The following is a 23,700-nucleotide window of genomic DNA, read 5'->3' as shown; positions in this document are numbered from 1 at the left end:
AGCTAAGTAATTGTGTAGAGGCGATAAATTCAGCCGCGCAGTTTCCGTCTCGACATTCCGGCTGCGGATGATACCGTTCCCCGTCTTTTCAGAAGGTGATTTGATGGTATCCGAGACTTATCCGCGCAATCTCGTCGGCTACGGGCGTAAGACGCCCGATCCGAAATGGCCGGGCGCGGCACGCGTTGCCGTGCAATTCGTCATCAATTACGAGGAGGGTGGCGAAAGCTCGATCCTCGACGGCGATCCCGGGTCCGAAAACCTGCTGTCGGAGATCGTCGGCGCAGCCGCCTGGCCGGGGCAGCGCAATCTCAACATGGAATCGATCTACGAATATGGCTCGCGCGCCGGCTTCTGGCGGCTCTGGCGGATGTTCACCAATCTCAAGGTGCAGGCGACCGTCTACGGCGTGACGCTGGCGATGGCCCGAAACCCCGAGGCCGTCGCGGCGATGAAGGAGGCGGGCTGGGAGATTGCCAGCCATGGCTACCGCTGGCTCGAATACAAGGATTTCCCCGAGGATCTCGAGCGCAAGCATATTCTCGAAGCCGTGCGCCTGCACACCGAACTGACCGGCGAGCGGCCCTACGGCATGTATCAGGGCAAGCCCTCCGACAATACACTGCGGCTGGTGCAGGAGGAGGGCGGTTTCCTCTATTCTTCCGATTCCTATGCCGACGACCTGCCTTACTGGGTGAAGGGCGTCGACGGGAAGCCCTTCCTGATCATTCCCTATACGCTCGAAACCAACGACATGCGGTTTGCCACGCCGCAGGGCTTCAATGCCGGCGATCAGTTCTTCACCTATCTGAAGGATGCTTTCGACACGCTTTACGAGGAAGGCAAGGCGGGCAGCCCTAAGATGATGTCGGTCGGCCTGCATTGCCGTCTCGTCGGGCGTCCAGGCCGGGCGGCGGCGCTCAAACGCTTCATCGAATATGTGCTGAAGCACGACAAGGTCTGGATTCCGCGTCGCATCGAGATTGCCGAACATTGGCACAAGCACCATCAGCCGGACGCGCTCTGATGCTGTCGCGCGACGATTTCGTTTCCCGGTTCGGCGGCGTCTTCGAACATTCACCGTTCATCGCCGAGCGTGCCTATGACAACGGCAGCGTGATGGGGCCGCTGACGGCATCGGGCGTGCATGCTGCGCTTGCCGCCGTCTTCCGCGCGGCAAGCAGGCAAGAGCGTCTTGGCGTGCTCCGCGCCCATCCGGATCTCGCCGGGCGCCTGGCGATAGCAGGAGAATTGACCGAGGACAGCCGCAAGGAGCAGTCGGGTGCTGGTCTCGACCGGTTGAGCCCCGCCGAGCATGCCCGCTTCAGCGAACTCAATGCGGCCTATGTCGAAAAATTCGGCTTTCCGTTCATCATCGCCGTCAAAGGGCTCGGCAAGGACGACATCCTTTCGGCCTTCGAGATCCGGATCGGCAATGGGCCGGATGAAGAATTCGCGACCGCAACGGCGCAGGTCGAACGGATCGCACTGCTGCGCCTGACATCGATGTTGCCGGAGGGTGAATGAGCGAGCCGCGTGCTATCGAATACCTCGATGAAATGCAGAAGGCGGCGGCCGAAGCGCTGTATTTTGTCGGCGGTATGGATGAGGCGGCCTTCGCCGAGGATAATCTCACTTTCAAGGCGGTTGCCTTCTGCCATTTCACCATCGGCGCGGCGGCATCCCGATTGCTCGTGACCCATCCGGAATTTGCCACCGAGCATCCGACTTTGCCGTGGACGAAAATCTGCGGCACGGGCAACCGGATCCTCGAAGACGTCTTCACCCTCGATCCCTCCGTGATCTGGGAGGCAACCTATCGCACGCTGCCGGAACTTCTTGTCGAGATCGATGCCATTCGTCACTGGCATGCAGAAGGCGAGTGAAGCCGTTGCCCGAATTTCTCGATATCCGTCCATTGACCAGATCGGCCTTCGCCCCTTTCGGCGAGGTGATCGAAGCCGATCCAGCTTCGCTGCGGCTGATCAATGGCGGCACGACCGAACGCTTTCACGCACTGGCGGCAGCCGAGGCGGCGGGTGAGGGCGCGCGCGTCATCATCAATCTCTTTCGCGGCCAGCCGCGCAGCTTCCCCTATAATGTCGATATGATGGAGCGTCATCCTTTCGGCAGTCAGAGCTTCTCGCCGGTTTCCGGCCGGCCCTTCCTCGTCGTCGTCTCCGAGGACGAGGACGGGCGTCCCGGCCGGCCGCAGGTGTTTCTGGCGCGCGGGGACCAGGGGGTGAATTACCGCCGCAACGTCTGGCATCATCCGCTGATGGCGCTTGGCCAAGCCTCCGATTTCCTGGTCGTCGATCGCGACGGACCGGGCAACAATCTGGAGGAATTCTTCTTCGAAACCCCCTTTGTCATCAAAGAGCCAGCCCCATGACCGGACTGACCACGCATGTTCTCGACACCGCCCTCGGCAAGCCGGCAGCAGGCCTCAGGATCGATCTTTTCCAGCTCGAGGGCGAGATCCGTAGGCATCTGAAGACAGTCGAGACCAATGCCGACGGCCGGGTCGACGGCGGCCCGATCCTCGCCGGGGAAAGTTTTCGCGTGGGAACCTATGAACTGGTTTTCCACGCCGGCGATTATCTCAGAGCCTGCGGCACGCCGCTGCCGCATCCGGCTTTCCTCGATCTAGTACCGATCCGTTTCGGCATTGCCGACGTGACGGCGCATTACCATGTGCCGCTGCTGATCTCACCCTATGGTTACTCCACCTATCGGGGTAGCTAGATGAGATTTGCCGCGATCGCCGATATACACGGCAACCATCTTGCGCTCGAGGCGGTGCTGGCCGACATTCGCACCCGAGGCGTCGAGGAGATCGTCAATCTCGGCGATATCTTTAGCGGGCCGCTGGAGGCCGGCCGGACGGCGGACCTGCTGATGCCGCTCGGCCTGACTTCGGTGCGCGGCAATCACGACCGCTATCTGATCGAGCAGGATCCGGCCTGCATGCATGCCTCGGATGCCGCCGCCTATCAGCAATTGTCGCCATCCCATTTCGACTGGCTGCGCAGCCTGCCAGTCGATGCCGTCTATCGCGGCGAGGCCTATCTCTGCCACGCAAGGCCGAAAGACGACGATCTCTACTGGCTGGAGTCCGTCTCGCCGGAAGGCATTGTTTTTCCGAAGCCGATCGAAGAAATCGAGGCGCTGGCGGAGGGTATCGACCTGCCGCTGATCCTTTGCGGCCACAGTCATCTCCCGCGCGCTGTTCGCCTCTCCGACGGCCGGTTGATCGTCAATCCCGGCAGCGTCGGCTGCCCTGCCTATGACGACACGCTGCCCTGTTACCACAAGGTCGAAGCCGGCCATCCGCTGGCCGGCTATGCTATTCTGGAAAAGACACCCGCGGGATGGACGTGGCAATTCCGGAACGTCGCCTATGACAATCTTGCGATGTCGAGACTGGCGGCGGAAAACCGCCGACCCGACTGGGCGAGTGCGCTGGCGACCGGCTGGCTGCGGTAGCCGGCCGCGTTTGCGCGCGTCAGGAGATTATTCCTTCGGGGGTGCAGCGGCGATAACCGCCTGCGGCGGTGCGGCGGGCGCAGCCGGAACGACGGGTGGGGCCGCCGGCTTGGCGCCATCAAGATTGCCAAGCAGGGATGAGATCGCATTATCGCCTTCGAAGCCGGCCTCCTTCAGCAGCTTGTCGAGAATCGGCTTGTTGGCCTGGTAGGCGAGCAGCTGGCCGGCCAGCCCGTCGCCCATGCCAATGCCGTTGTCGCCGTTCGCGCCGCCGCGGCCGAGCATGCCGCCAGTGTCGAAGATCCTAATGTCGGAAATCTTTTCGATCGGCTTGACCGCCTCGGCAAGCGCTTCGGGAATGATGCGGATGCGCTCGCGGGTGATTTCGAACTCGATGATGGTCTGGCTGAGCTTGTTGCGCGCCTCGTTGAGCAGGGCCTCGCTTTCAGCTTGAGCCCGGCCGGTTTCGAGAATGCCTTTGGCCTTGATGATCGCCGCGTCCGCTTCGGCGGTCGCGAGCGTCTTGATGGCTTCCGCCTGGTCGATCGCAGCCTGCTTCTCGGCCTCGGCGCCGACGGTCACGGCAGTCGCTTCGGTTTCGGCTTTCTTGCGCGCGTCGATGACTGCGATCTGCTTCTCGCGTTCGGCGATCTCGATCGCCTTGGCGGTGCCGACCTTTTCCTCTGCGGCGATCGCGGTAGCGCGAGCCGTTTCGGCGGCCGCCTTCGCCTCCGACTCTTCGCGGCTCTTGTTGGCGACGGCGATGGCGCTTTCCTGAGCGACGATCTGAAGGTCGCGCTTGGCTTCGGTATCACGCTGCTGGACGGCGCGCGCCGCATCGATGTTCGCGCTTTCGCGGGCCTGCTTGGCGGCCGCCTCGCGTTCGGCGATCGCCTGCTCGGAGGCGATGCGGGCCTCTTCCTCGGCCCGTTTTGCCGCCTGCTCCTGCTGGGCGGTTTCTGCGCGCGTCGCCGCGGATTTGTTGGCGATGTCGCGCTCCTGGCTGAGTTCAGCTTCGCGTTTCGTCCGCTCGATGGCAAGCGACTGCTGGCGAGCCTCGAGATCCTTCTGAGCAATGGCGACTTCGGTGTCGCGGACGATCTCGTTGCGCTCTTTCTTGCGGCTCTCGGTGATGCGCGTCAGTGCCGCCAGACCCTGTGCATCGAAGAAGTTGTTGGCGTTGAAATGCTTGATATCGGTCTGGTCGAGGCGCGTCAGCGACACGGATTCGAGCTCGAGACCGTTAGACTGCAGATCGGCGCCGACGGCTTCCTGCACCGCCTTGACGAAATCCATGCGCTGCTCCTGCAACGCGTCTAGGTTCATGGTGGCCGCGACCGAGCGAAGGCCGTCGACGAATTTCGCCTCGATCAGGATGCGCAGCGCCTCGGCGTCGTTGGTGCGGCTGCCGAGCGTCTGGGCGGCAAGCGCGATCGAGGAGGCGTCGGGTTTCACGCGCACATAAAATTCGGCGCCGATATCGACGCGCATGCGGTCCTTGGTAATTAGCGCATCACCTTCGCCGCGGCGGACTTCGAGGCGCAGCGTCTTCAGGTTCACCCTGGCAATCGAGTGGAAGATCGGCAGGACGACGGAGCCGCCGTCGAGCACGACTTTCTGACCGCCGAGGCCGGTGCGGACATAGGCCTCGTCACGGCTGGAGCGCGTGTAGAGAGAGGCGAGGACAAAGCCGATGCCGAAGATCAGTACGATGCTAATGCCGGCCGGTAGAAGAATGTCGTACATCATGGCTGCTCCCTGAAAGATTGATTGTTTGCACCGATGGGATCCACCAGTGCTGGAATGGCGATAAACACATCTGCCTTGCGATCGACGAGGAGAACCTGCGTGCCGATCTTCAGCGAGTCCTGGCCCTTGGCAGCCTTGGCTCTCAGAACATGCCAGTTCCCGTGCTGGTCCTTGACCCGGATGCGGCCGGGCAGTCCCTGGTCGAGCGGGCCGAGCGACACTTCTCCGGTCCGGCCGATAAGCGTATCGAGATCGACGGCGTAGGTTTCGTCGCGCGGGACGATCCGCGCCACCGTCCGGCTCGATGCCTTGACCATGGGGAAGGTGACAGTCAAGGCAGGAACGACGGCGACAGCGGCGGGCAGCGGGGCCCAGAAGGCGCCGGCGACCGCCTGTACGGCAAAACCGGCAATAGCGAAGAAGCCGAGCGCCATCATTAGGAGAATGAGCAGGGGAACGCCGCCGACATTCAGCCAGGAGAGGTAACCGGCAAGACCGTCATGGCCGTTGAAATCCGGTTTTCCGAGAAGCTCGGTGATCGAAAAACCCATGACGGTCGCGAGCATCTCGATCACGGTCAGGCCGGCAAGCACGGCGGCGGCGATCGCGAAGGGAAGGCATTCAGGAGCGAAAAAAAGTCCCATCGGCGTTACCGGTTATCCGCCTTGAACCGCGCAAGGCGGGCTTCTATCGCCTGCTCGCGGTGCAATCGGTCGAGTTCATCCAGCTCGGAACTATGAGCGTGTTCGCCGGATGGAACGCCGGTGAGCCGCGAGACGGCCGCGGCGGCGCGGGCAGCACCGGCGCCGGGCGTTGGTCTGTTGTGACCGGTGAGCGCCTCTTCGGGATGTCTGGCGATGCTGCGTTTGAAATCGGCAAGGCGGGCGTCAGCCTCTCGGCGGGTGGCGAGCACGGCCTGCAGGGCTTTCTGGCCCTCATCCACCTGCTCGCTCGCATCGGCCAGCGCCTTGTCGAGCGCTGCGATCTGGGATTCGAGATCGATCTGACGGGCGACGCCGGCCTTTGCGAGATCGTCGCGCCCGGAGGAGACCGCCAGGCGGATCTTCTCATCGAGCACATTCATGTCTTCGACGATTTCATCCTTGCGGCTCTGGATGCGGTATTCCTCGGCGCGCGCCTTCCCTAGATCGGCACGGGCTTCCTCCGCGGCCGCATCGATCTCGCGGATCGCCTGTTCGATGACTGCGATTTTGTTGACGCCTTCCGCTTTGTCGATCGCTGCATTCGCGATGCCCGCGATCAGGCGGCCCATGCGTGAAAGAATGCCTTCATTCGTCATGTTTTCCTCCATCCGAGCGGAATTCGGCGTGACGCCGATGTTAATCTCGTAGCGATCGTGGTCCGCTACAAGGTATGCGGGAAAAATACTCTCCCACCCCCTGGAGTAACCGGCGACATCGAAGGGCACGGCAACGCGTCCGTGCACCGTGGCGATGGTTAATTCCGAGGGGCCTTTGATGGCGAAGAGCTTGTCGTCGAGCGGCAACTGCAACGGCTCGGGGGTGACGCCCCGATTGGCGGCGAAATCGCGAAGGCCGAGCGTCACCATCCGTGCCGGCAGGCCGGTCTGCTCGCGGACGGTTTCATAGCCCAGATCATGCAGGACGACGAGATTGGCGCCGGCCTTGTCGTCGATGAGTTCGGTGAGGATGTCGATCATCCTGCGATAGGCGGCAATGGTGTCGTCCAGCGCCTGGCGGGCCTGATCGTCAGGCGCCAACAGGTAGCGCAATAGCGATGGATGCGGTGTCTTGCTCGTCGGTGCCATGGATAAAAACATAAAGCACCGCTTTTGTGCTTTCAAGAGGCGACGCACGGAAATTACAACCTGTGTTTAATTTCTCGTTAGGAGGGGCAGGGATCGGAAGATGTATTTATCCAGCACTTCGCAAGAGGCACCGTTCCCGGATCACTTTGCCGGCGACGAACCGGCGGCAGATGGGCTTTGCTTTCTATCGGGCGGCCGTGCGCGCCTCGCGGATACCGGCGCTGATACGGTTGATGATCGTCCATACGAGAAGGAGAGCCACGACCGGCCAAAGCCACACAGTCCATGCCGCAAACGTACCGCCAAACGCGACGAAGATGCCGAGCGCGCCGAAAAGCACCGCACGGTCGCTCTTTCCCAGTGGCCCGTCGTAACGCCGGCTGGCGCCGACCGTTTGACCCAGAACGCCGGCAAATTCCGTCAGCACCGAGAGGAAAATGACTGTCATTGCCGGCATCAGGCCGTTCGGATCGATCAGCGCAAACGGCAAATACAGGGCGGCATCCGAGACGACATCACCGATTTCGTTGAGATAGGCGCCCAAAATGCTCTTTTGCCCATGTTCGCGCGCGAGCATGCCGTCAATGGCATTGAGGCCCATGCGCAGAAGAAACCAGACTGGCACCAGCAGGAACAACTGCGGAAGCGGTACGACGCTCAGGAAAAGGCCAAGTGCAACCGAGACGGCCGCGGCAACAGTCGTCACCTGATTGGCGGTGACGCCTCGCGCCGCCAGCGCGCGGACCAGAGGGCGAAGGATATTCTGAAAGCGGGACTTCAATTGATAAACAGACATGCGACCTCGGTAGAGTTTCGTGGCATCAGAAAAATCTATCCCAGTGCCGGCAGTGCAGAACGTCGTCCTTATCGGGAAGCCCATACTTCATGGCGGTTCTCGTATAGGGCTTACATTTGCGACTAGACTTTTGCAATGAATGCAAATCATTGTTCCGCCAGTGGTTGCAACCCATCAATCGATCAGAACTGGAGTAGACCGTGCTGCAAGCCGCCGACAGTTGGCAACCCTCCTTGATGGCGAGGCCGATGCGTGAATCCGAATTCGTGTCGCATGATGGCATGCGACTGTTTTATCGGACGTGGCCTGCGACCGGTGCAGTACCCAAGGGCGCGATCATTCTTCTCCATCGCGGCCACGAGCATAGCGGCCGGGTCGCGCATCTTGCCACCGAACTCGGTCTCGATGATTTTGCCTTCTATGCCTGGGACGCACGCGGTCACGGGCGCTCACCGGGAGAGCGCGGCTATTCGCCATCCTTCGCTGCTTCGGTCCGTGACCTCGATTGCTTCGTCCGCCATGTCAGCGAGACAAGCGGTACTGCCGTCGAAGACATTGCCGTCATTGCGCAGAGCGTCGGCGCGGTCCTCGCCGCTACCTGGGTGCACGACTATGCGCCGCAAATCCGTGCGCTCGTGCTCGCGTCACCGGCGTTCAGCGTCAAGCTCTACGTGCCTTTTGCCAGGGAAGGCATTGCGCTCTGGGAAAAGCTCAAGGGGACATTCTTCGTCAATTCCTATGTCAAGGCGCGGTTTCTGACGCATGATTCCGAGCGCATCGCCTCCTTTGAAGCCGACCCGTTGATCACCCGGCCGATCGCCTCCAATATTCTGTTGCAGCTTTACGAAGCCGCAGCCCGCGTCGTCGATGACGGCCGTGCCATCACGGTTCCGACCCAACTGCTGATCTCCGGCAGTGACTGGGTGGTGCGACACGCGCCGCAGCACCGGTTCTACGTAAACCTCGGCAGCCGCATCAAGGAGCGGCATGTATTTGCCGGTTTCTATCATGACACACTTGGCGAGAAGGACCGCGCGATTGCGCTCGCCGAGGTCCGCCGTTTTATCGATGCACGTTTCGCCGAGCCACGGGCGCCTGCCGATCTTCGCACCGCCCACATCGAGGGCTATACCAAGGACGAGGCCGACCGGCTCGCGAGCCCTCTGGACGCCACGTCCTCACGCGGCATCTACTGGGCGCTGAGCCGTCTCAACATCAGGCTTGGCGCGCTGGTGTCGGAAGGCATAAAGATCGGGGTCGAGACCGGTTTCGATTCCGGCTCGACGCTCGATTACGTCTATGAGAACAACCCGCGGGGGCTCGGTCCCGGCGGGCGGTTGATCGACAAGGTGTTTCTCGAGGCGATCGGCTGGCGCGGCATCAGGCAGCGCAAGCTGCACTTGCAGGAACTGATCGAGTCCGGGCTGGAGCGTCTGAAAGCAGCCGGCCGCAGCACCCATATGCTCGACATAGCGGCAGGCCACGGTCGTTATGTCCTTGATGCGATCGAGGCGGCGGCCGTGCGTCCCGATAGTGCGCGCTTGCAGGATTATTCCCCCATCAACGTCGAAGCCGGGCGCAACAGCATTGCCACGCGCGGACTGGGTGATTTCGCCAGCTTTCGCCAGCAGGATGCCTTTGACGGCGAGGGGCTGGCTGCGATCACGCCGGCTCCGGATCTCGCAATCGTCTCCGGCCTTTACGAGCTTTTCTCCGACAATATGATGATTACCACTTCGCTCAATGGGATCGCCCGCGCGATGCAGCCCGGTGGCCTGCTCATCTACACCAACCAGCCATGGCATCCACAGCTGGAGATGATCGCCCGCGCCCTGACCTCCCACCGCGGCGGCCAGGCGTGGGTGATGCGGCGGCGGACGCAAGAAGAAATGGACCAGCTGGTCGCCGCAGCCGGTTTCCGCAAGATCGAACAGCGCATCGATCAGTGGGGCATTTTCACCGTCTCGCTGGCGGAAAGAATTTGAGGGCAAAGCCGTTGGGACAGGCACGTTCTCGTTTTTCCCAGGCCGCGCCGGTCCTGAAGCGGGCGACGCTCTGGCTCGTCTTCCTGGCGCCGTTCTTCTATCTGACCTATGGCGGCGCCAACTGGCTGGCCTCACAAAGCGCTCATGTGCCGAACATCGCCTTCGCATGGGAAAGCGCCATTCCGTTCCTGGCATGGTCGATCATTCCATACTGGTCGATTAACCTGTTCTACGCCCTTTGCCTGTTCATCAACACAACGCCGCGCGATGTGGACATGCTCGCGAGGCGGTATCTCACGATCCAGATAGTCGCGATCGCCTGCTTTATCGCATTTCCGCTCGAAGCAACCTTCGTACGGCCGGCCACCAGCGGCCTGCCCGGTTTCATGTTCGACGTCCTCGGCGGTTTCGATAAACCGTTCAACCAGGCGCCATCGCTGCATGTCGCGCTGCTGGTGGTGATCTGGGATCATCTGCGCGGCCGGTTGCCGCGCAGGGCGCGGCTTTTCTGGCACGTCTGGTGTTTCCTGATTGGAGCCTCGGTGCTGACGACGTGGCAGCATCACGTCATGGACATCCCGACCGGCATGCTGCTCGGTCTGTTTGCCGCCTGGCTTTTTCCGCGCGACGCCACTTCCCCTCTTGCGAATTTTACTTTGAGCCGCGATCCAAAGTCGCGCCGTCTTGGCATCTACTATCTGGGTGGCGCCGTGGCATTTCTCGTCCTTGCCGCGCTCTGCATCCGTCTGACGGCCGCGGCACTTCTGATGCTCTGGCCGGCCGTTGCGCTGGCGATCGTCGCAGTCGGATATTTCGGCGCCGGCCCGCAGATATTCCTGAAACGCGCAGATGGCCGAACCTTGCCTGCCAGCCGCTTGCTGCTGGCACCCTACCGGCTCGGCGCAACCATCAACGTTTGGCTCTGGACACGCAAAATGCCGGCATCCGTGGTGATCGCCAATGGCGTCCATCTCGGTCGTTTTCCGCGTCGTCACGAGGCCAACCGTTTTGCCACAGTGATCGATATCGCCGGCGAACTTCAGCGCCCGAGCGGGACGCTTGCGCGATGGTGCAGCTTTCCCGCCCTCGATCTTACAGGTCTCGACAAGATCCAGGCGCGAGCCGCGGCCGATGTCATCGAAGCTGCGCGCCACCAAGGACCAGTCCTCGTCTGCTGCGCGCTCGGTTTCCAGCGGAGCGCCTGCGTCATCGTAAGTTGGCTGGTCAGCAGCCGACGTTGCGAAAACCCAGCCGAAGCGTTGCAACTGATCGAACGCGCGGGGCGACGTGTTTATCTGCCCATGGAAACTATCCATGCTGCCAGGGAGGGCGTGTAATGACGCCGTGGCAAACCGCTGCCTCCGCGGCGGCGCGAAATCTCGGCCGCAACTCGATATTCTGCGGGCTGACGGCGCTGTTGCCGCTAATTACCGCCCCGATCACCGCGGGATATCGGGGTTTCGCTCCAACGCTCGGTTGGCTCCTGATGCTTGTTTTCTGCGGGATCGTCCTTGCGCTGGCGATCCATCTTCTCTTCGATGCGCTGTTGTTTCGCCTCGCGGCGAGCCATGAGACAGAGGAAGCCGGCCTTGCCGCGGTCGACGACCTGCTGTTCCGGATGCAGCTTCGCAAGCCTGACAGGCCGCCGCGTGGCCTCGAGAAGCGGATTGCCGGATCGCGCCGCATCGTCTGGCAGCAGCGTTTGGCGCTCGTCCTCTATCTCGCGATTTTCGCGATTCTTCAGCTAAATGCGAGCAGCGGCCAGCCGCCAGCTTGAACCGCATGCCGTTGCGTATCCGGCAGGGCTTGCCCGGCCATTGGCGCGTTAAGCCGGTGGCGATTTCTGTGTTTCAGCCTTGCGGCGATATGATCGACGCGTTCACATCGTTGATGTCGCGTTTGCCGCAGAGCGCCATGGTGATGTCCATCTCCTTGCGGATGATGCCGAGCGCCAGAGTGACGCCCTCTTTGCCCATGGCGCCGAGGCCGTAGAGGAAGGGACGGCCGATATAGGTGCCTTTGGCTCCGAGTGCCACGGCCTTCAGCACGTCCTGACCGGAGCGAATGCCGCCGTCTAGATGGATCTCGATGCGGTCGCCGACGGCATCGACGATTGCAGGCAGCATGCTGATCGAAGAGGGGGCGCCGTCGAGCTGGCGGCCGCCGTGATTGGAGACGACGATGGCATCGGCGCCGGTATCGGCGGCTGCTCTGGCGTCCTCCGGGTCGAGCACGCCCTTGATGATCAGCGGGCCGCCCCATTGCTCCTTGATCCAGGCGACATCGGCCCAGGAAAGGCGCGGATCGAACTGCTCATGCGTCCATGTGGCAAGCGAGGCGATGTTGGAGACATTTTTCGCATGGCCGATGATGTTGCCGAAGGTGCGGCGCTTGGTCTGCAGCATATCCAGACACCAGAACGGCCTGCTTGCCATCTGCCAGACATGTTTCGGCGTGAATTTCGGCGGCGCCGACAGGCCGTTGCGCAGGTCCTTGTGACGCTGGCCGAGGATCTGCAGGTCGGCCGTCAGCACCAGCGCCGAGCATTTGGCGGCCCTGGCGCGGTTGATCAGGCCGAGGACGAAATCCTTGTCCCGCATGACGTAGAGCTGGAACCAGAAGGGGCGCGTCGTTACCGATGCGACGTCCTCGATCGAGCAGATGCTCATGGTCGACAGGGTGAAGGGAACGCCGAATTCTTCCGCCGCGCGCGCCGCCAGCATCTCGCCATCGGCATGCTGCATGCCGGTCAGGCCGGTCGGCGCCAAGGCCACCGGCATTGACACCTTCTGGCCGATCATCGTCGTCTCCAGCGAGCGGTCGGCCATGTCGACCAAAACCCGCTGGCGCAGTTTAATCCGGCTGAAATCGCTCTCATTCGCGTGATATGTGGATTCCGTCCAAGCGCCGGAATCCGCGTAGTCGAAAAACATTTTCGGCACGCGGCGCTGCGCGAGCTGTTTCAGATCGGCGATGGTGAGCGGAGTGGCCATGAATTGAACCTTCATATCTGAATTCGGCTATCAGCAAGAGCGCGTCTTTCTATCCATCGACATTGCGCACGGGTTTCAGATCATTCACGTTCTACCGTCGCTGCGTCGATCCTGAAGCCCGGTTTTCAAAGCGACGCCCGCCACATAGGTTTCGGCGACCGCCCGGTCGTCGCCCATCGTCTGCAGAAGGAAGAGCTCTTCGGGCAGGGTCTTCACCGCTTCCAGCTTCAGCGCCATGGCCGGGGTCGCGGCGGCGTTGAGGACAACGAGATCGGCCTCAGTGCCGGCGTCCAGCGTGCCGATCCGGTCGGCCAGCGACAGCGCCTCGGCATTGCCGCGCGTCATTAAGTAATAGCTTTCCAGCGGGTTCAGCCGTTCGCCGAGCAGCTGCTGGATCTTGTAGGCCTCGTCCATGGTTTTCAGCATTGAATAGCTGGAGCCGCCGCCGATATCGGTTGCAACACCGATACGAACCGGCTTTTCGCGTCGCGCCAGCGCCTTCAGCGGAAACAGGCCAGAGCCGAGGAAGAGGTTCGAGGTCGGGCAGTGGACGGCGACGGCGCCCGTCTCGCTCATGACATCGGCTTCGCGCTCGGAGAGGTGGATGGCGTGGCCGAAGAGGCTTTTCGGCCCGAGCAGGCCGTAGCGGGCGTAGATGTCGGTATAGTCGATCGCTTCGGGATAGAGCTCGCAGGTGAATTTGATCTCGTCGTGATTTTCCGACAGATGCGTCTGGATGTGCAGGTCGGGAAATTCGCGGGCAAGGGCGCCCGTGGCTTCCATCTGCGCCGGCGTCGAGGTGATGGCGAAGCGCGGGGTGATGGCGACGTGGTTGCGGCCCTTGCCGTGCCAGTCCGCGATCACCTGGCGGGTCTCATCATAACCCATCTCGGGCGTGTCGAGCAGGCCCTGCGGCGCGTTGCGGTCCATCATAACCTTGCCGCCAACCATGCGCATGTTGCGCTTCATCGCCTCGGCGAAGAAGGCGTCGGCCGAGGTCTTGTGCACCGAGCAATAGGCGACCGCCGTCGTCGTGCCATGGCGGATCAGTTCGTCGTAGAAATGCGTGGCGATCCTCTCAGCATGCGCGCTTTCGACGAAACGGCATTCCTCGGGAAAGGTATAGGTATTCAGCCATTCGAGCAGGTTGGCGGCATAGGAGGCGATCACCTGCATCTGCGGAAAATGCAGGTGCATGTCGATGAAGCCGGGCAGGATCAGATGCGGGCGATGGTCGATCTCGACGACGTCAGCGGCTGCCTTCGCCTGGACGTCGGCATAGGCGCCGACCGACGCGATCAGCCCGTCTTCGATCAGCAGGCCGCCATCTTCCTCGTAGAGGTAACTCTGGCTGTCGGCCAGACTGAGCGGCGCCCGATGAAAGGACAGCAGGCGGCCGCGCAGGAGTGTTGTCGTCATTGTTTCTTGCCTTCGACTGCGCTTTCGAACCAGGCGACGAGCAGCTTGCGTTCGTCCAGCGTGATATCGGTGATATTGCCGGGCGGCATGGCATGGCTGCGGCCCGCCTGTATATAGATCTCGCGGGCATGGGCGGCAATTTCCGCGTCGTTTTCGAGCATCACCTCCTTCGGCGGTCGCACGATGCCCTCATAAACGGGTTCGGCGGCGTGGCACATGGAACAGCGGGTCGCGACCAGTTGCTTGACGGCGGGGAAATGTGGATTGCCGGCGAATTGCTGGAAGGCTGGCGCCACCGCCGCCGTATCCTTCTCGCCGGTCAGCAGTTTCGGCGCCGTCGAAAGCCACATAATCAGGATGAAGAGGATGAGGGTGACGATCCAGGTCCAGGTCGGCCGGCCTTTCCTGGCATGGGTGGTGTTGAACCAGTGGCGGATGGTGACGCCCATCAGGAAGACCAGCGCCGCGATCACCCAGTTGAACGCCGTGCCGAAGGCGAGCGGATAATGGTTCGACAGCATGAAGAAGATGACGGGCAGCGTCAGGTAGTTGTTGTGCAGCGAGCGCTGCTTGGCGGCCTGGCCGTATTTCGGATCGGGTGTACGGCCGGCGATCAGGTCGGCAACGACGATCTTCTGGTTGGGGATGATGATCATGAAGACGTTGGCCGACATGATCGTCGCGGTAAAGGCGCCTAGATGCAGGAAGGCGGCGCGGCCGGTGAAAAGCTGCGTGTAACCCCAGGCCATGAAGACGAGCACGACATAGAGCACCGCCATCAGCCCCCAGGTGTTGCGGCCGAGCGGCGACTTGCAGAGCAGGTCGTAGACGATCCAGCCGAAGACGAGCGACGCGAGCGAGATCAGGATCGCGACCGGCGGGCTGATATCGAGCACATGCCGATCGATCAGGAAGAGGTCGGCGCCGCCATAATAGACGATGCAGAGCATCAGGAAGCCGGATATCCAGGTAAAATAGCTCTCATATTTGAACCAGGTCAGGTGCTCCGGCATTTGCGCGGGCGCCACCAGATATTTCTGGATATGATAGAAGCCGCCGCCATGGACCTGCCATTCCTCGCCATAGGCGCCGGGCGGCAGATGCGGGCGTTTCACCAGTCCGAGATCGAGCGCGATGAAATAAAAGGACGATCCGATCCAGGCGATCGCAGTGATGACATGGAACCAGCGTGCCGCGAAAGCCAGCCATTCCCATGCTATGGCATATTCATACATCGAATTCCCCTAACTTCCTCCGACTCGCGACATTGCGGAAATTTTGGCGGAGAGGGAAGAGGAGATTGAAGAACCGCACAGGACGCCGATTTCGGTAATGGCGGTGAACTCCGGGGAGGAATGACATGATCACCGCGCTATACAGCGATCAGCTCATCGCCGAAAACGCGCCTCGGCTCCGGAGCCGCGGCGCGAGTTCTTCGATGAAAAACGGCAGTATTATTTCAACTATGGGCTTTCTCTCGATCTCTTCGTCGATTTCGATGCGCTTTCCGGCGACGAGGAGATCGGCCGGCTGTTTTCCTGCAATGCCATTCATCTGACGGGCGGCCACACCGGCGATTTCCTGAGACGGCTGCGCCAAAGCGGCATGCTGGAGAGGCTGCGCGCCTGGGCGCTGGATGACGGCATACTCGTCGGAACCAGCGCCGGGGCGATTTTGATGACGCCGACGATCGCCGCCGACGCGCTGTTTTCCGGCGGTTCGCCGGATGCCGATCGGGATGGCGCGGCTCTCGATCTGGTGCCCTTCGAGTTCTTTCCGCATCTGAACGACGACCCCGGCTATTTCCCCGCACTGCTGCGCTACAGTGAGACCACGGCTAATCCGATTGTCGCGTGCCGGGACGGCGAAGGCCGGATCGTCGGCAATGGGCTCGTCGAAGTCTTCGGCGCTCCGCTGATCATTTCCGACGGTTTTGTCGAAGCTGCCGATCGTGTCCGCATCGTCGATCTGCTGTCCCGTGCCTAAAAGCTGCCGAGAAGGCTGTGCATTATCTCCGGCTTATACCCGGCCTGCTAATGCAGCAGGTCTTGAAACCATGACGATTCGATTACAGTTATGTTTGAGCCCGCCGGAATGAAATAAGAATAGTGGATCAGCGGCGGCGCATTCATCGACGGAGAAGATGCCATGCGCAGCATTCTGACGTGTGTGATGATTGCATATGCGTCGCTGGCGACGGCTCACGACGCACCCTCAGGGTGGAGTTATGACCCCTATTGTTGCAACGGCGACAGTCATAATGGCGACTGCCAGATGATCCCTTCGAAAAGCGTGGCGGTGACGCCGGGCGGATATCGCGTAACGTTGCTGCCGGGTGACCACCGGCTGGTCACGCATGCGCATGTCTTCCTCCTGCCAATAACGAAGGCGATGCAATCCGGCGACAACGACTATCATCTCTGTCTGTTTCCGAACGAGGATACGCCGCGCTGTTTTTATGCGCCGGAGATGGGGTATTGAGACGAGTATCATAACAGTGGACCCGGCTGATGAACCGGGTCCAATCCATGATGATCTACTGACCGGCCACCTTCATCTCTTCGAGGATCCAGTTGCGGAAGGCCTTGATCTTCGGCACGTTGCGGCGGTTTTCGGGATAGGCTAGCCAGTAAGCCTTGCCGTCGCTGCGGGTCAGCTCGAAGGGCTGGTAGAGCCGACCGAGGGCGATCTCGGCCGCATAGAAGGCCGGGTTGAGGATGGCGACGCCATGTCCTGACATCGCCGCGTCGGCTTCCACCGCCTGGGAGCCGAGCTGATTGCGCGGGCGGCGATCGAGATCCGTCTCGGTGACGCCGGCTGCCTCGAACCATTGTTTCCACCAGATGTCGCCGGCATCGAAGAGATCGAATTTCAGCAGATCGCGCGGTTCCCTGATGCCGCCGGCCGATTCCGCCAGCTTCGGGCTCAGCATCGGGGTGAACTCCAGCCCCATCAGCCGGTGCAGGGTCAGCCCTGGCCAGTTGCCGTCGCCCCAGCGGATGGCGACATCGATCTGCTCGCGGGAAAAATCGATGATATCAGAGGTCGCCTGAAAGCGCACGGCGATGGCCGGATGCTTCAAATGGAAAGAGCCGAGGCGCGGCGCCAGCCATTTCGATGCGAAAGTATGGGTCGAGCTGATGGCGAGCGTGCCGTCGACGCTGTCGCGCGCCGTCGCCATGGCGTCGTGCAGCATCGCGAAGGCTTCGGTCACCTTCGGCGCCAGCCGTTCGCCGGTCTCCGTCAGCACGATCTGGCGGGGGCGGCGCAGGAAGAGCGGCTCGCCGACATTCTCCTCCAGCAGTTTGATCTGGTAGCTAACGGCCGTCTGCGTCATGCCGAGTTCATCGCCCGCCTTGGTGAAACTGCCGAGCCGGGCGGCGGCCTCGAAGACGCGCAGAGCATTCAGCGGAAATTGCTTCGACAGTTTCATGGATAAGCTCTCTTGATGCAGGCAGACGGTCGTTCGATTGGAATTGCAGCATTTTCGGCGGCAAACTGCAACTCATACCATCAAACTGATGAGGTGACGTCATGGATTGCTTTGCTATCGACGAGAAGCGCTCGCAGCCGAACATTGGCGTGCTCAAGCGTCTTACCGGACGGCTGGTCGGTTGGTTCTGCCGGCTGCCTCGCCTCGATCTCGATGCTGCGCCTGATCGCGTCAAGCGCGATCTTGGTTTCCTTGATGGACGCGAGCCGTATTACGAGGACGCCTGCAAGCGATAGGCCGCCAGCGCCGTCAGGATTTCGGCGGCGGTCATTGCGGCGATCACCTCCGGGCGTTTGTCCCTGACCGCCGAGCCGCCGATCGGCAGCGTCAATCGCTCCATCCAGCCCCGTTCGCCGCCTTCGCGGGAAAGCCAGCTTGCCAGGGTGGCGCGTTTGGTCGCCGAACCGATCATGCCGGTATAGGCGAGATCTTCCCGTGCCAGCGCTTCACGGGCGATGAGAAAGTCCAGCGCGTGGTCATGCGTCAGGATGACGACCGCGCCACCGGCCGAAATATCCTTCACCAGCACTTCCGGCATCGGCACCAGCCGGGTCTTCATCGCAGCCGGCAGATTGGTCAATTCCTCCTGCCTGGTTTCGACGACCGTCACCGACAGCGGCAGCGGCGCAAGGGCTGCCGCCAGCGCCCGGCCGACATGGCCCGCTCCAAAGAGAAAGACCTCCGGCAGGCGCTCAATCTCGCCTGCAACCCTTGCCTTGAGCTCATCCGTTAGCGCCTGCGTCAACCGCCGAAACCGCAGTTGCGTGCGCCCGCCGCAGCACTGACCGATTTCGGGGCCGAGCGGAATATCCATGGTGGCTGCGCCGCCGGTTCCCGCCAGCATCTCCCGGGCATTTGCGATCGCCATGAATTCGAACTGCCCGCCGCCGATCGTGCCCCATAAAGCGGTTTGAGAGACGAGCATGAAGGTGCCGGTTTCACGCGGGGTGGAGCCCTGGGTGCCGGTGATGTCGACGAGGATGCTGTCGGGGTGGGCGGCGAGGAAGGTGGAAAGGTTGGTCATGGGAGGATGGCAGACGCGCTCGCGCGTGTCTCACCCCCCTCTGTCCGGCAGGACAGAGGGGGGTGTCGCCCACTCTGCCGGTTCCGCTCGAGCAACAAGCCAGCCGGACGCCTTCCCATCCTACACCCGCTTCATCCGCTCCACCGCCATCAGCACCCGCTCTGGCGTCGCCGGCGCATCGAGCCTTGGGCAGACCTTGTAATCGGCCACGCTCGCCACCGCCATCGACAGCGCTTCCAGCACCGAGATCGCCAGCATGAAGGGCGGTTCGCCGACGGCCTTGGAGCGGCCGATGGTGGCTTCCGCGTTCTCCGACCATTCGGCAAGCCGCACATTGAAGATCTTCGGGCGGTCGGAGGCGAGGGGGATCTTGTAGGTGGAGGGTGCATGGGTGCGCAGCCGCCCCTTGTCGTCCCACCATAGTTCTTCCGTCGTCAGCCAGCCCATGCCTTGCACGAAGGCGCCCTCGACCTGGCCGAGGTCGATTGCCGGGTTCAACGAGCGGCCGACGTCGTGGAGAATGTCGGTGCGGTCGATCAGATATTCGCCGGTCAGTGTGTCGATCGAAACCTCGGTGCAGGCGGCGCCATAGGCGAAATAATAGAAGGGTGTGCCGCGGCCGGCCTTGCGGTCCCAGTGGATCTTCGGCGTCTTGTAGAAACCGGCGGCCGACAGCTGGACGCGGGCGAAATAGGCCTGCTTGATGAAATCGGAAAAGGGAATCTCGCTCTCGCCGACGCGCACGCGATTGGGCAGGAAGACGACGTCGGAAGGCGCCACTTCCCATTTGTCGGCGGCGAAGGTCGTGAGACGTTCCTTGATCTGGCGGGCGGCATCGAAGGCCGCCATGCCGTTCAGATCCGAGCCGGAGGAGGCGGCAGTTGCCGAGGTGTTCGGCACCTTGGCCGTCGTCGTCGCGGTGATCTTCACGCGGTCGATATCGACCTGGAAGCTGTCGGCCAGCACCTGCGCCACCTTGGTGTAGAGGCCCTGGCCCATTTCCGTGCCGCCGTGGTTCAGATGGATCGAGCCGTCCTGATAGATATGGACCAGGGCGCCGGCTTGGTTGAAGGCGGTCATGGTAAAGGAGATGCCGAATTTGACCGGCGTCAGGGCGATGCCCTTCTTGATATAGCGGCTGTCGCGGTTGAAGCCGATGATGGCATTGCGCCGCGCCCGGTAGTCTGACGTATCCTCCAGCTCTTCGACGACGCGGGCAATGATATTGTCCTCGACCTCCTGATGGTAGGGCGTCAGCGTCCGTCCCGAGCCCGGCTGGCCGTAGAAATTCAGCTTGCGGATATCGAGCGGATCCTTGCCGAGGGCGTAAGCGATTTCCTCGATGAGACGCTCGGCACCGAGCATGCCCTGCGGTCCGCCGAAGCCGCGGAAGGCGGTGTTGGAGACGGTGTGGGTTTTCAGCGGTTTCGACTGGAGATGCACATGCGGATAGAAATAGCTGGAATCGGCATGAAAGAGGGCGCGGTCGGTCACCGGTCCCGACAGATCCGAGGAGAAGCCGCAGCGCGCCGAATAGGTTGCGTCGACCGCGTGGATGCGGCCTTCGGCATCGAAACCCACTTCGTAATCGACCAGGAAATCATGGCGCTTGCCGGTGGCGGTCATATCCTCGTCGCGGTCCGGGCGGAATTTAATCGCACGGTCGAGCTTCTTGGCGGCGATCGCCGCAAGGGCTGCGAACTGATTGCCCTGCGTTTCCTTGCCACCGAAGCCGCCGCCCATGCGGCGCACATTGACGGTGACCGCGTTTGACGGGATATCGAGCACATGGCCGACAATGTGCTGGATTTCGCTCGGGTGCTGGGTCGAGGACCAGACGGTGACCTCGTCGTCCTCTCCGGGAATGGCCACGGCGACATGGCCTTCGAGATAGAAATGCTCCTGACCGCCGATGCGCATCTGCCCCTTCAGCCTCATGGCCGCATTCGGCATTTCCGCTTCCGGCTCGCCGCGCTGGAGCGTCATCGGGGTGATGACCAGCGGGCCGCCATTGGCAAGCGCGCCGTCAATATCGTGCCAGTGCGTGAGGTCGCGATAGTCGATCTTCGCCAGCCGGGCGGCGCGCCGCGCCGCGTCGCGCGTCTCGGCGATGACGGCAAAAATCGGCTGGCCGTGGAACTGAACCAAGGTTTCGGCGAGCAGCGGCTCGTCATGGCTGCCGTTGGAACTCGTGTCGTTGACGCCGGGCACGTCCTTGCCGGTGAAAACCCAGACGACGCCGGGATAGGCGGCGACCGCGGAAAGATCGATGCTTATGATTTCGGCATGCGCCCGGTCGGAAAGGCCGAGCGCGCCGTGCAGCAGGCCGGCGGGTTCGGGAATATCATCGATATAATCGGCACTTCCGGTGACATGTTTATGCGCTGAGTCATGGCGCAGCGAACCGTGCACCGGGCCTGAGATGACGACTTTGCGGTCTTCGAAGGTGGACTTGTCCATTAGCGTCTCCCTTCCGTAAGATTGCCCGTCGCAGATGCTCCGGGCGCTCGCGGCTCAGCGCCGCTCGCCCCTCTCATCCGCCCTATCGGGCACCTTCTCTCCGCTGGGGAGAAGAGAGGGTCGAGACGCGGCGTGTTGTCTCTTCTCCCCAGCAGGGAGAAGGTGGCGGCAGCCGGATGAGCCGGATGAGGGGGTTGGCTTGCGCGAACGTGAGCGGTCTCCATCACGCCACCTCCTCGAACCGCTTCAGCTCCGCCGGCGCGCCCACTGTTTCCAGATAGAAGCGCGTCAGCAGGTTCTTCGCCGTCAGCTGCCGGTATTCCGCCGTGGCGCGCCAGTCGGTCAGGGGCTGGAAGTCGGCATCGAAGGCGGGGCGAGCGGCGTCGATCGTCGCTTCCGTCCATGATTTGCCGATCAGCGCGGCTTCGACAGCTTGAGCGCGTTTCGGCGTTGCCGCCATGCCGCCGAAGGCGATGCGGATGTCGGTGACTATGTCGGCCGCATCGAGCGTCAGCAGGAAGGCGCCGAGCACGGCGGTGATGTCCTCGTCGCGCCGCTTGGTGATCTTGTAGGCGGCAAAGCGGCTGGTGGGCTTGGGATAGGGCACGAACACGCTCTCGACAAATTCGCCGGGCCTGCGATCCTGCTTGCCATAGGCGATGAAGAAATCTTCGAGCGGCATCTTGCGGCGGCCTTCCAGGGAGCGCAGCGTCAGCGTCGCGCCGAGCGCGATCAACGGCGGCGGGCTGTCGCCGATTGGCGAACCGTTGGCGATATTGCCGCCGATCGTGCCCATATTGCGCACCTGCTCGCCGCCGATACGGTCGATCAGCCTTCCGAGCGCCGGGATTTTCGGGGCGATCGCTTCGAAAGCCCTGGTGTAGCTGACACCGGCGCCGACGGTGACGCCGTCTTCGCTTTCCTTGGCCGACTGCAATTCGCTCAGATGATTGATGAAAACGACCGGGCTCAGCCGTCGCATCTGCTTCGTCACCCAGAGGCCGACATCGGTCGCGCCGGCAACGATGGTCGCCTCGGGTTCCTGCGATAGGACTTCCGCCAGAGCCTGAACCGACGCCGGAACGATCAGCCGGTCTTCGCCGCAGGTGATCCGGATGGTGCCGCTCGCCTGCTGGGCCCAGAGCCGCGCAATGATTTCCGAGCGCGTCCGCTGCAGCGGATCGAAGAGCGCGCTCGGCCGCGTCAGGCTCACCTGCTCGGCCGCCTTGACGATCGGCTCGTAACCCGTGCAGCGACAGAGATTGCCTTGCAGCGCCTTTTCGATCTCGCGACGGCCGGGATTTTCCTTCGTCAGCCAGAGGCCATAGAGCGACATGACGAAGCCCGGGGTGCAAAAGCCGCATTGCGAGCCATGACAATCGACCAACGCCTGTTGCACCGGATGCAGCACGCCGTCCCGCCCGGCCAGATGCTCGACCGTCACCACATGGGTAGCATGCAGCGAACCGATGAAACGAATGCAGGCATTGACCGTTTCATAGGCAAGCTTGCCGTCGGCCAGACGCCCGACGAGCACGGTGCAGGCGCCGCAATCGCCTTCGGCGCAGCCTTCCTTGGTACCCGTCAGGCGCCGCTTCAACCGGAGAAAATCGAGAAGCGTATCGGTCGGCCCGACATGGGTGAGCGCGATATCTTCGCCGTTCAGGATGAAGCGGATGCTGTCGTTCATGATATTCCCGGTTGTTTTTTCCAAATGGTTAAGCCGCCGTCCAGCCACCGTCAATCGAGATGTGCGTTCCGGTCACCTGCCGGGCAGCGGCGCTGGCGAGGTAGAGCGATAATGCGCCAATCTCTTCGGCCTTGACGAATTCGCGCGTCGGCTGCGCCTTGAGGATGACCTCGCTCTTCACCTCTTCCTCGGTCATGCCGCGGGCCTTGGCGGTATCGGGTATCTGCTTTTCGACCAGCGGCGTCAGCACGTAGCCGGGGCAGATGGCATTGACCGTCACGCCGAATTCGGCAAGTTCCAGCGCCGCTGTCTTCGTGAGTCCTAATATACCATGTTTTGCCGCGACATAGGCGGATTTGAAGGGGGAGGCGACGAGCCCGTGCGCCGAGGCAATATTGATGATGCGGCCATGCTTCTTCGTTTTCATCAGCGGGATCGCGGCGCGCATGGTGTGAAAAGAGCTCGACAGATTGATCGCGATGATCTGGTCCCATTTCTCGATCGGGAAATCCTCGATCTTCTCGACATGCTGTATGCCGGCGTTGTTGACCAGGACATCGACGGTGCCGAAGCGCTTTGCTGCCGTTTCGATCAGGTCGGCGATTTCAGCGGGCTTCGTCATGTCGGCCGGATGGTAGATCGCCCGGCCCTTCGACATCGATTCAAGCCGTTCGACGATTGCCTTGATTTCATCGGCATTTCCGAAGCCATTGATGACGACGTTGTCGCCCGCTTCGGCGAAGGCGGTGGCGATCGCAAGACCGATGCCGCTGGTGGAACCGGTGACGACGACTGATCTGCTCATGTTTTTCTCCC

General features: G+C 62.0%; 23 protein-coding genes and 1 pseudogene. 12 read left to right on the top strand and 12 right to left on the bottom strand.

What is annotated here, in order from left to right:
- The first annotated feature begins 103 nt into the window (after positions 1–103).
- From puuE to J2J99_RS16440, 6 genes are read left to right on the top strand one after another with little or no spacing between them, the layout of a single operon-like run.
- Positions 104–1,027 (top strand): allantoinase PuuE, encoded by a 924-nt coding sequence (puuE, locus tag J2J99_RS16465; RefSeq protein WP_168300570.1) that lies wholly within the window; start codon positions 104–106, stop codon positions 1,025–1,027.
- Positions 1,027–1,527, top strand: a complete 501-nt coding sequence (uraD, locus tag J2J99_RS16460) for a 2-oxo-4-hydroxy-4-carboxy-5-ureidoimidazoline decarboxylase (protein ID WP_168300571.1) — start codon at positions 1,027–1,029, stop codon at positions 1,525–1,527. Before puuE ends, uraD begins: the two co-directional genes overlap by 1 nt.
- Positions 1,524–1,886, top strand: coding sequence for a HepT-like ribonuclease domain-containing protein (locus J2J99_RS16455; protein WP_168300572.1), 363 nt, complete (start codon positions 1,524–1,526; stop codon positions 1,884–1,886). The genes uraD and J2J99_RS16455 overlap by 4 nt, the downstream gene beginning before the upstream one ends.
- A 5-nt stretch (positions 1,887–1,891) precedes the next feature.
- Positions 1,892–2,392: an ureidoglycolate lyase gene (locus J2J99_RS16450; protein ID WP_168300573.1), complete on the top strand. Its 501-nt coding sequence runs from the start codon at positions 1,892–1,894 to the stop codon at positions 2,390–2,392.
- Positions 2,389–2,745 (top strand): hydroxyisourate hydrolase, encoded by a 357-nt coding sequence (gene uraH / locus J2J99_RS16445; RefSeq protein ID WP_168300574.1) that lies wholly within the window; start codon positions 2,389–2,391, stop codon positions 2,743–2,745. Before J2J99_RS16450 ends, uraH begins: the two co-directional genes overlap by 4 nt.
- Positions 2,746–3,486, top strand: a complete 741-nt coding sequence (locus J2J99_RS16440) for a metallophosphoesterase family protein (protein WP_168300575.1) — start codon at positions 2,746–2,748, stop codon at positions 3,484–3,486.
- Positions 3,487–3,513: 27 nt separating this feature from the next.
- Here the strand turns inward: J2J99_RS16440 and J2J99_RS16435 are convergent, their stop codons facing one another.
- From J2J99_RS16435 to J2J99_RS16420, 4 genes are all read right to left on the bottom strand, one after another.
- A complete protein-coding gene (locus J2J99_RS16435; protein ID WP_168300576.1) occupies positions 3,514–5,235 on the bottom strand; it encodes a flotillin family protein in 1,722 nt (573 codons plus the stop codon).
- Positions 5,232–5,879, bottom strand: coding sequence for an OB-fold-containig protein (locus tag J2J99_RS16430; RefSeq protein ID WP_168300577.1), 648 nt, complete (start codon positions 5,877–5,879; stop codon positions 5,232–5,234). The genes J2J99_RS16435 and J2J99_RS16430 overlap by 4 nt, the downstream gene beginning before the upstream one ends.
- 5 nt (positions 5,880–5,884) lie before the next feature.
- The gene (locus J2J99_RS16425; RefSeq protein WP_246735417.1) at positions 5,885–7,024 is read right to left on the bottom strand and encodes a PspA/IM30 family protein; all 1,140 of its coding nucleotides are present in this window, start codon (positions 7,022–7,024) and stop codon (positions 5,885–5,887) included.
- A 184-nt stretch (positions 7,025–7,208) separates the two neighbouring features.
- Positions 7,209–7,820 carry a CDP-alcohol phosphatidyltransferase family protein gene (locus J2J99_RS16420; RefSeq protein WP_168300579.1) on the bottom strand — a complete coding sequence of 204 codons (612 nt, stop codon included), beginning with the start codon at positions 7,818–7,820 and terminating at the stop codon, positions 7,209–7,211.
- 200 nt (positions 7,821–8,020) lie between these two features.
- Here J2J99_RS16420 and J2J99_RS16415 point away from each other — a divergent pair, with 200 nt between their 5' ends.
- Genes J2J99_RS16415 through J2J99_RS16405 form a run of 3 tightly spaced genes read left to right on the top strand, consistent with a single transcriptional unit; the run spans position 8,021 to position 11,582 of the window.
- Positions 8,021–9,805, top strand: coding sequence for a bifunctional alpha/beta hydrolase/class I SAM-dependent methyltransferase (locus tag J2J99_RS16415; protein WP_168300580.1), 1,785 nt, complete (start codon positions 8,021–8,023; stop codon positions 9,803–9,805).
- Between the two features lie 11 nt (positions 9,806–9,816).
- Positions 9,817–11,142, top strand: coding sequence for a phosphatase PAP2/dual specificity phosphatase family protein (locus J2J99_RS16410; RefSeq protein WP_168300581.1), 1,326 nt, complete (start codon positions 9,817–9,819; stop codon positions 11,140–11,142).
- Positions 11,142–11,582: a hypothetical protein gene (locus J2J99_RS16405; protein ID WP_168300582.1), complete on the top strand. Its 441-nt coding sequence runs from the start codon at positions 11,142–11,144 to the stop codon at positions 11,580–11,582. Before J2J99_RS16410 ends, J2J99_RS16405 begins: the two co-directional genes overlap by 1 nt.
- Before the next feature lie 73 nt (positions 11,583–11,655).
- Here the strand turns inward: J2J99_RS16405 and J2J99_RS16400 are convergent, their stop codons facing one another.
- From J2J99_RS16400 to J2J99_RS16390, 3 genes are all read right to left on the bottom strand, one after another.
- Positions 11,656–12,798, bottom strand: coding sequence for an alpha-hydroxy acid oxidase (locus J2J99_RS16400; protein WP_168300583.1), 1,143 nt, complete (start codon positions 12,796–12,798; stop codon positions 11,656–11,658).
- Between the two features lie 84 nt (positions 12,799–12,882).
- Positions 12,883–14,217, bottom strand: coding sequence for a guanine deaminase (gene guaD, locus J2J99_RS16395; RefSeq protein ID WP_168300584.1), 1,335 nt, complete (start codon positions 14,215–14,217; stop codon positions 12,883–12,885).
- Positions 14,214–15,452 (bottom strand): urate hydroxylase PuuD, encoded by a 1,239-nt coding sequence (locus tag J2J99_RS16390; protein WP_168300585.1) that lies wholly within the window; start codon positions 15,450–15,452, stop codon positions 14,214–14,216. The genes guaD and J2J99_RS16390 overlap by 4 nt, the downstream gene beginning before the upstream one ends.
- A gap of 125 nt (positions 15,453–15,577) precedes the next feature.
- Between J2J99_RS16390 and J2J99_RS16385 the strand changes: the two are divergent.
- Positions 15,578–16,203 (top strand): annotated as a pseudogene (locus J2J99_RS16385) (Type 1 glutamine amidotransferase-like domain-containing protein).
- 162 nt (positions 16,204–16,365) lie between these two features.
- Complete coding sequence (locus J2J99_RS16380; protein WP_168300586.1) at positions 16,366–16,698, top strand: hypothetical protein; 333 nt, start codon at positions 16,366–16,368, stop codon at positions 16,696–16,698.
- A 55-nt stretch (positions 16,699–16,753) separates the two neighbouring features.
- Here the strand turns inward: J2J99_RS16380 and J2J99_RS16375 are convergent, their stop codons facing one another.
- The gene (locus J2J99_RS16375; protein ID WP_168300587.1) at positions 16,754–17,650 is read right to left on the bottom strand and encodes a LysR substrate-binding domain-containing protein; all 897 of its coding nucleotides are present in this window, start codon (positions 17,648–17,650) and stop codon (positions 16,754–16,756) included.
- 101 nt (positions 17,651–17,751) lie between these two features.
- Here J2J99_RS16375 and J2J99_RS16370 point away from each other — a divergent pair, with 101 nt between their 5' ends.
- A complete protein-coding gene (locus tag J2J99_RS16370; protein ID WP_168300588.1) occupies positions 17,752–17,946 on the top strand; it encodes a hypothetical protein in 195 nt (64 codons plus the stop codon).
- Here J2J99_RS16370 and xdhC read toward each other — a convergent pair.
- From xdhC to J2J99_RS16350, 4 genes are all read right to left on the bottom strand, one after another.
- Positions 17,922–18,734: a xanthine dehydrogenase accessory protein XdhC gene (xdhC, locus tag J2J99_RS16365; protein WP_168300589.1), complete on the bottom strand. Its 813-nt coding sequence runs from the start codon at positions 18,732–18,734 to the stop codon at positions 17,922–17,924. The two genes, J2J99_RS16370 and xdhC, sit on opposite strands and share 25 nt — an antisense overlap.
- Positions 18,735–18,854: 120 nt before the next feature.
- Positions 18,855–21,194, bottom strand: coding sequence for a xanthine dehydrogenase molybdopterin binding subunit (xdhB, locus tag J2J99_RS16360; protein ID WP_168300590.1), 2,340 nt, complete (start codon positions 21,192–21,194; stop codon positions 18,855–18,857).
- A gap of 223 nt (positions 21,195–21,417) precedes the next feature.
- Complete coding sequence (xdhA, locus tag J2J99_RS16355) at positions 21,418–22,884, bottom strand: xanthine dehydrogenase small subunit (RefSeq protein ID WP_168300591.1); 1,467 nt, start codon at positions 22,882–22,884, stop codon at positions 21,418–21,420.
- A 28-nt stretch (positions 22,885–22,912) separates the two neighbouring features.
- Positions 22,913–23,689 carry a 3-hydroxybutyrate dehydrogenase gene (locus tag J2J99_RS16350; protein ID WP_168300592.1) on the bottom strand — a complete coding sequence of 259 codons (777 nt, stop codon included), beginning with the start codon at positions 23,687–23,689 and terminating at the stop codon, positions 22,913–22,915.
- Positions 23,690–23,700 lie beyond the last annotated feature (11 nt).

This window comes from Rhizobium binae, from assembly GCF_017357225.1.
In the GTDB taxonomy this organism is placed as follows: Bacteria; Pseudomonadota; Alphaproteobacteria; order Rhizobiales; family Rhizobiaceae; genus Rhizobium; species Rhizobium binae.
This window is presented reverse-complemented; position numbering and strand designations above follow the sequence as displayed.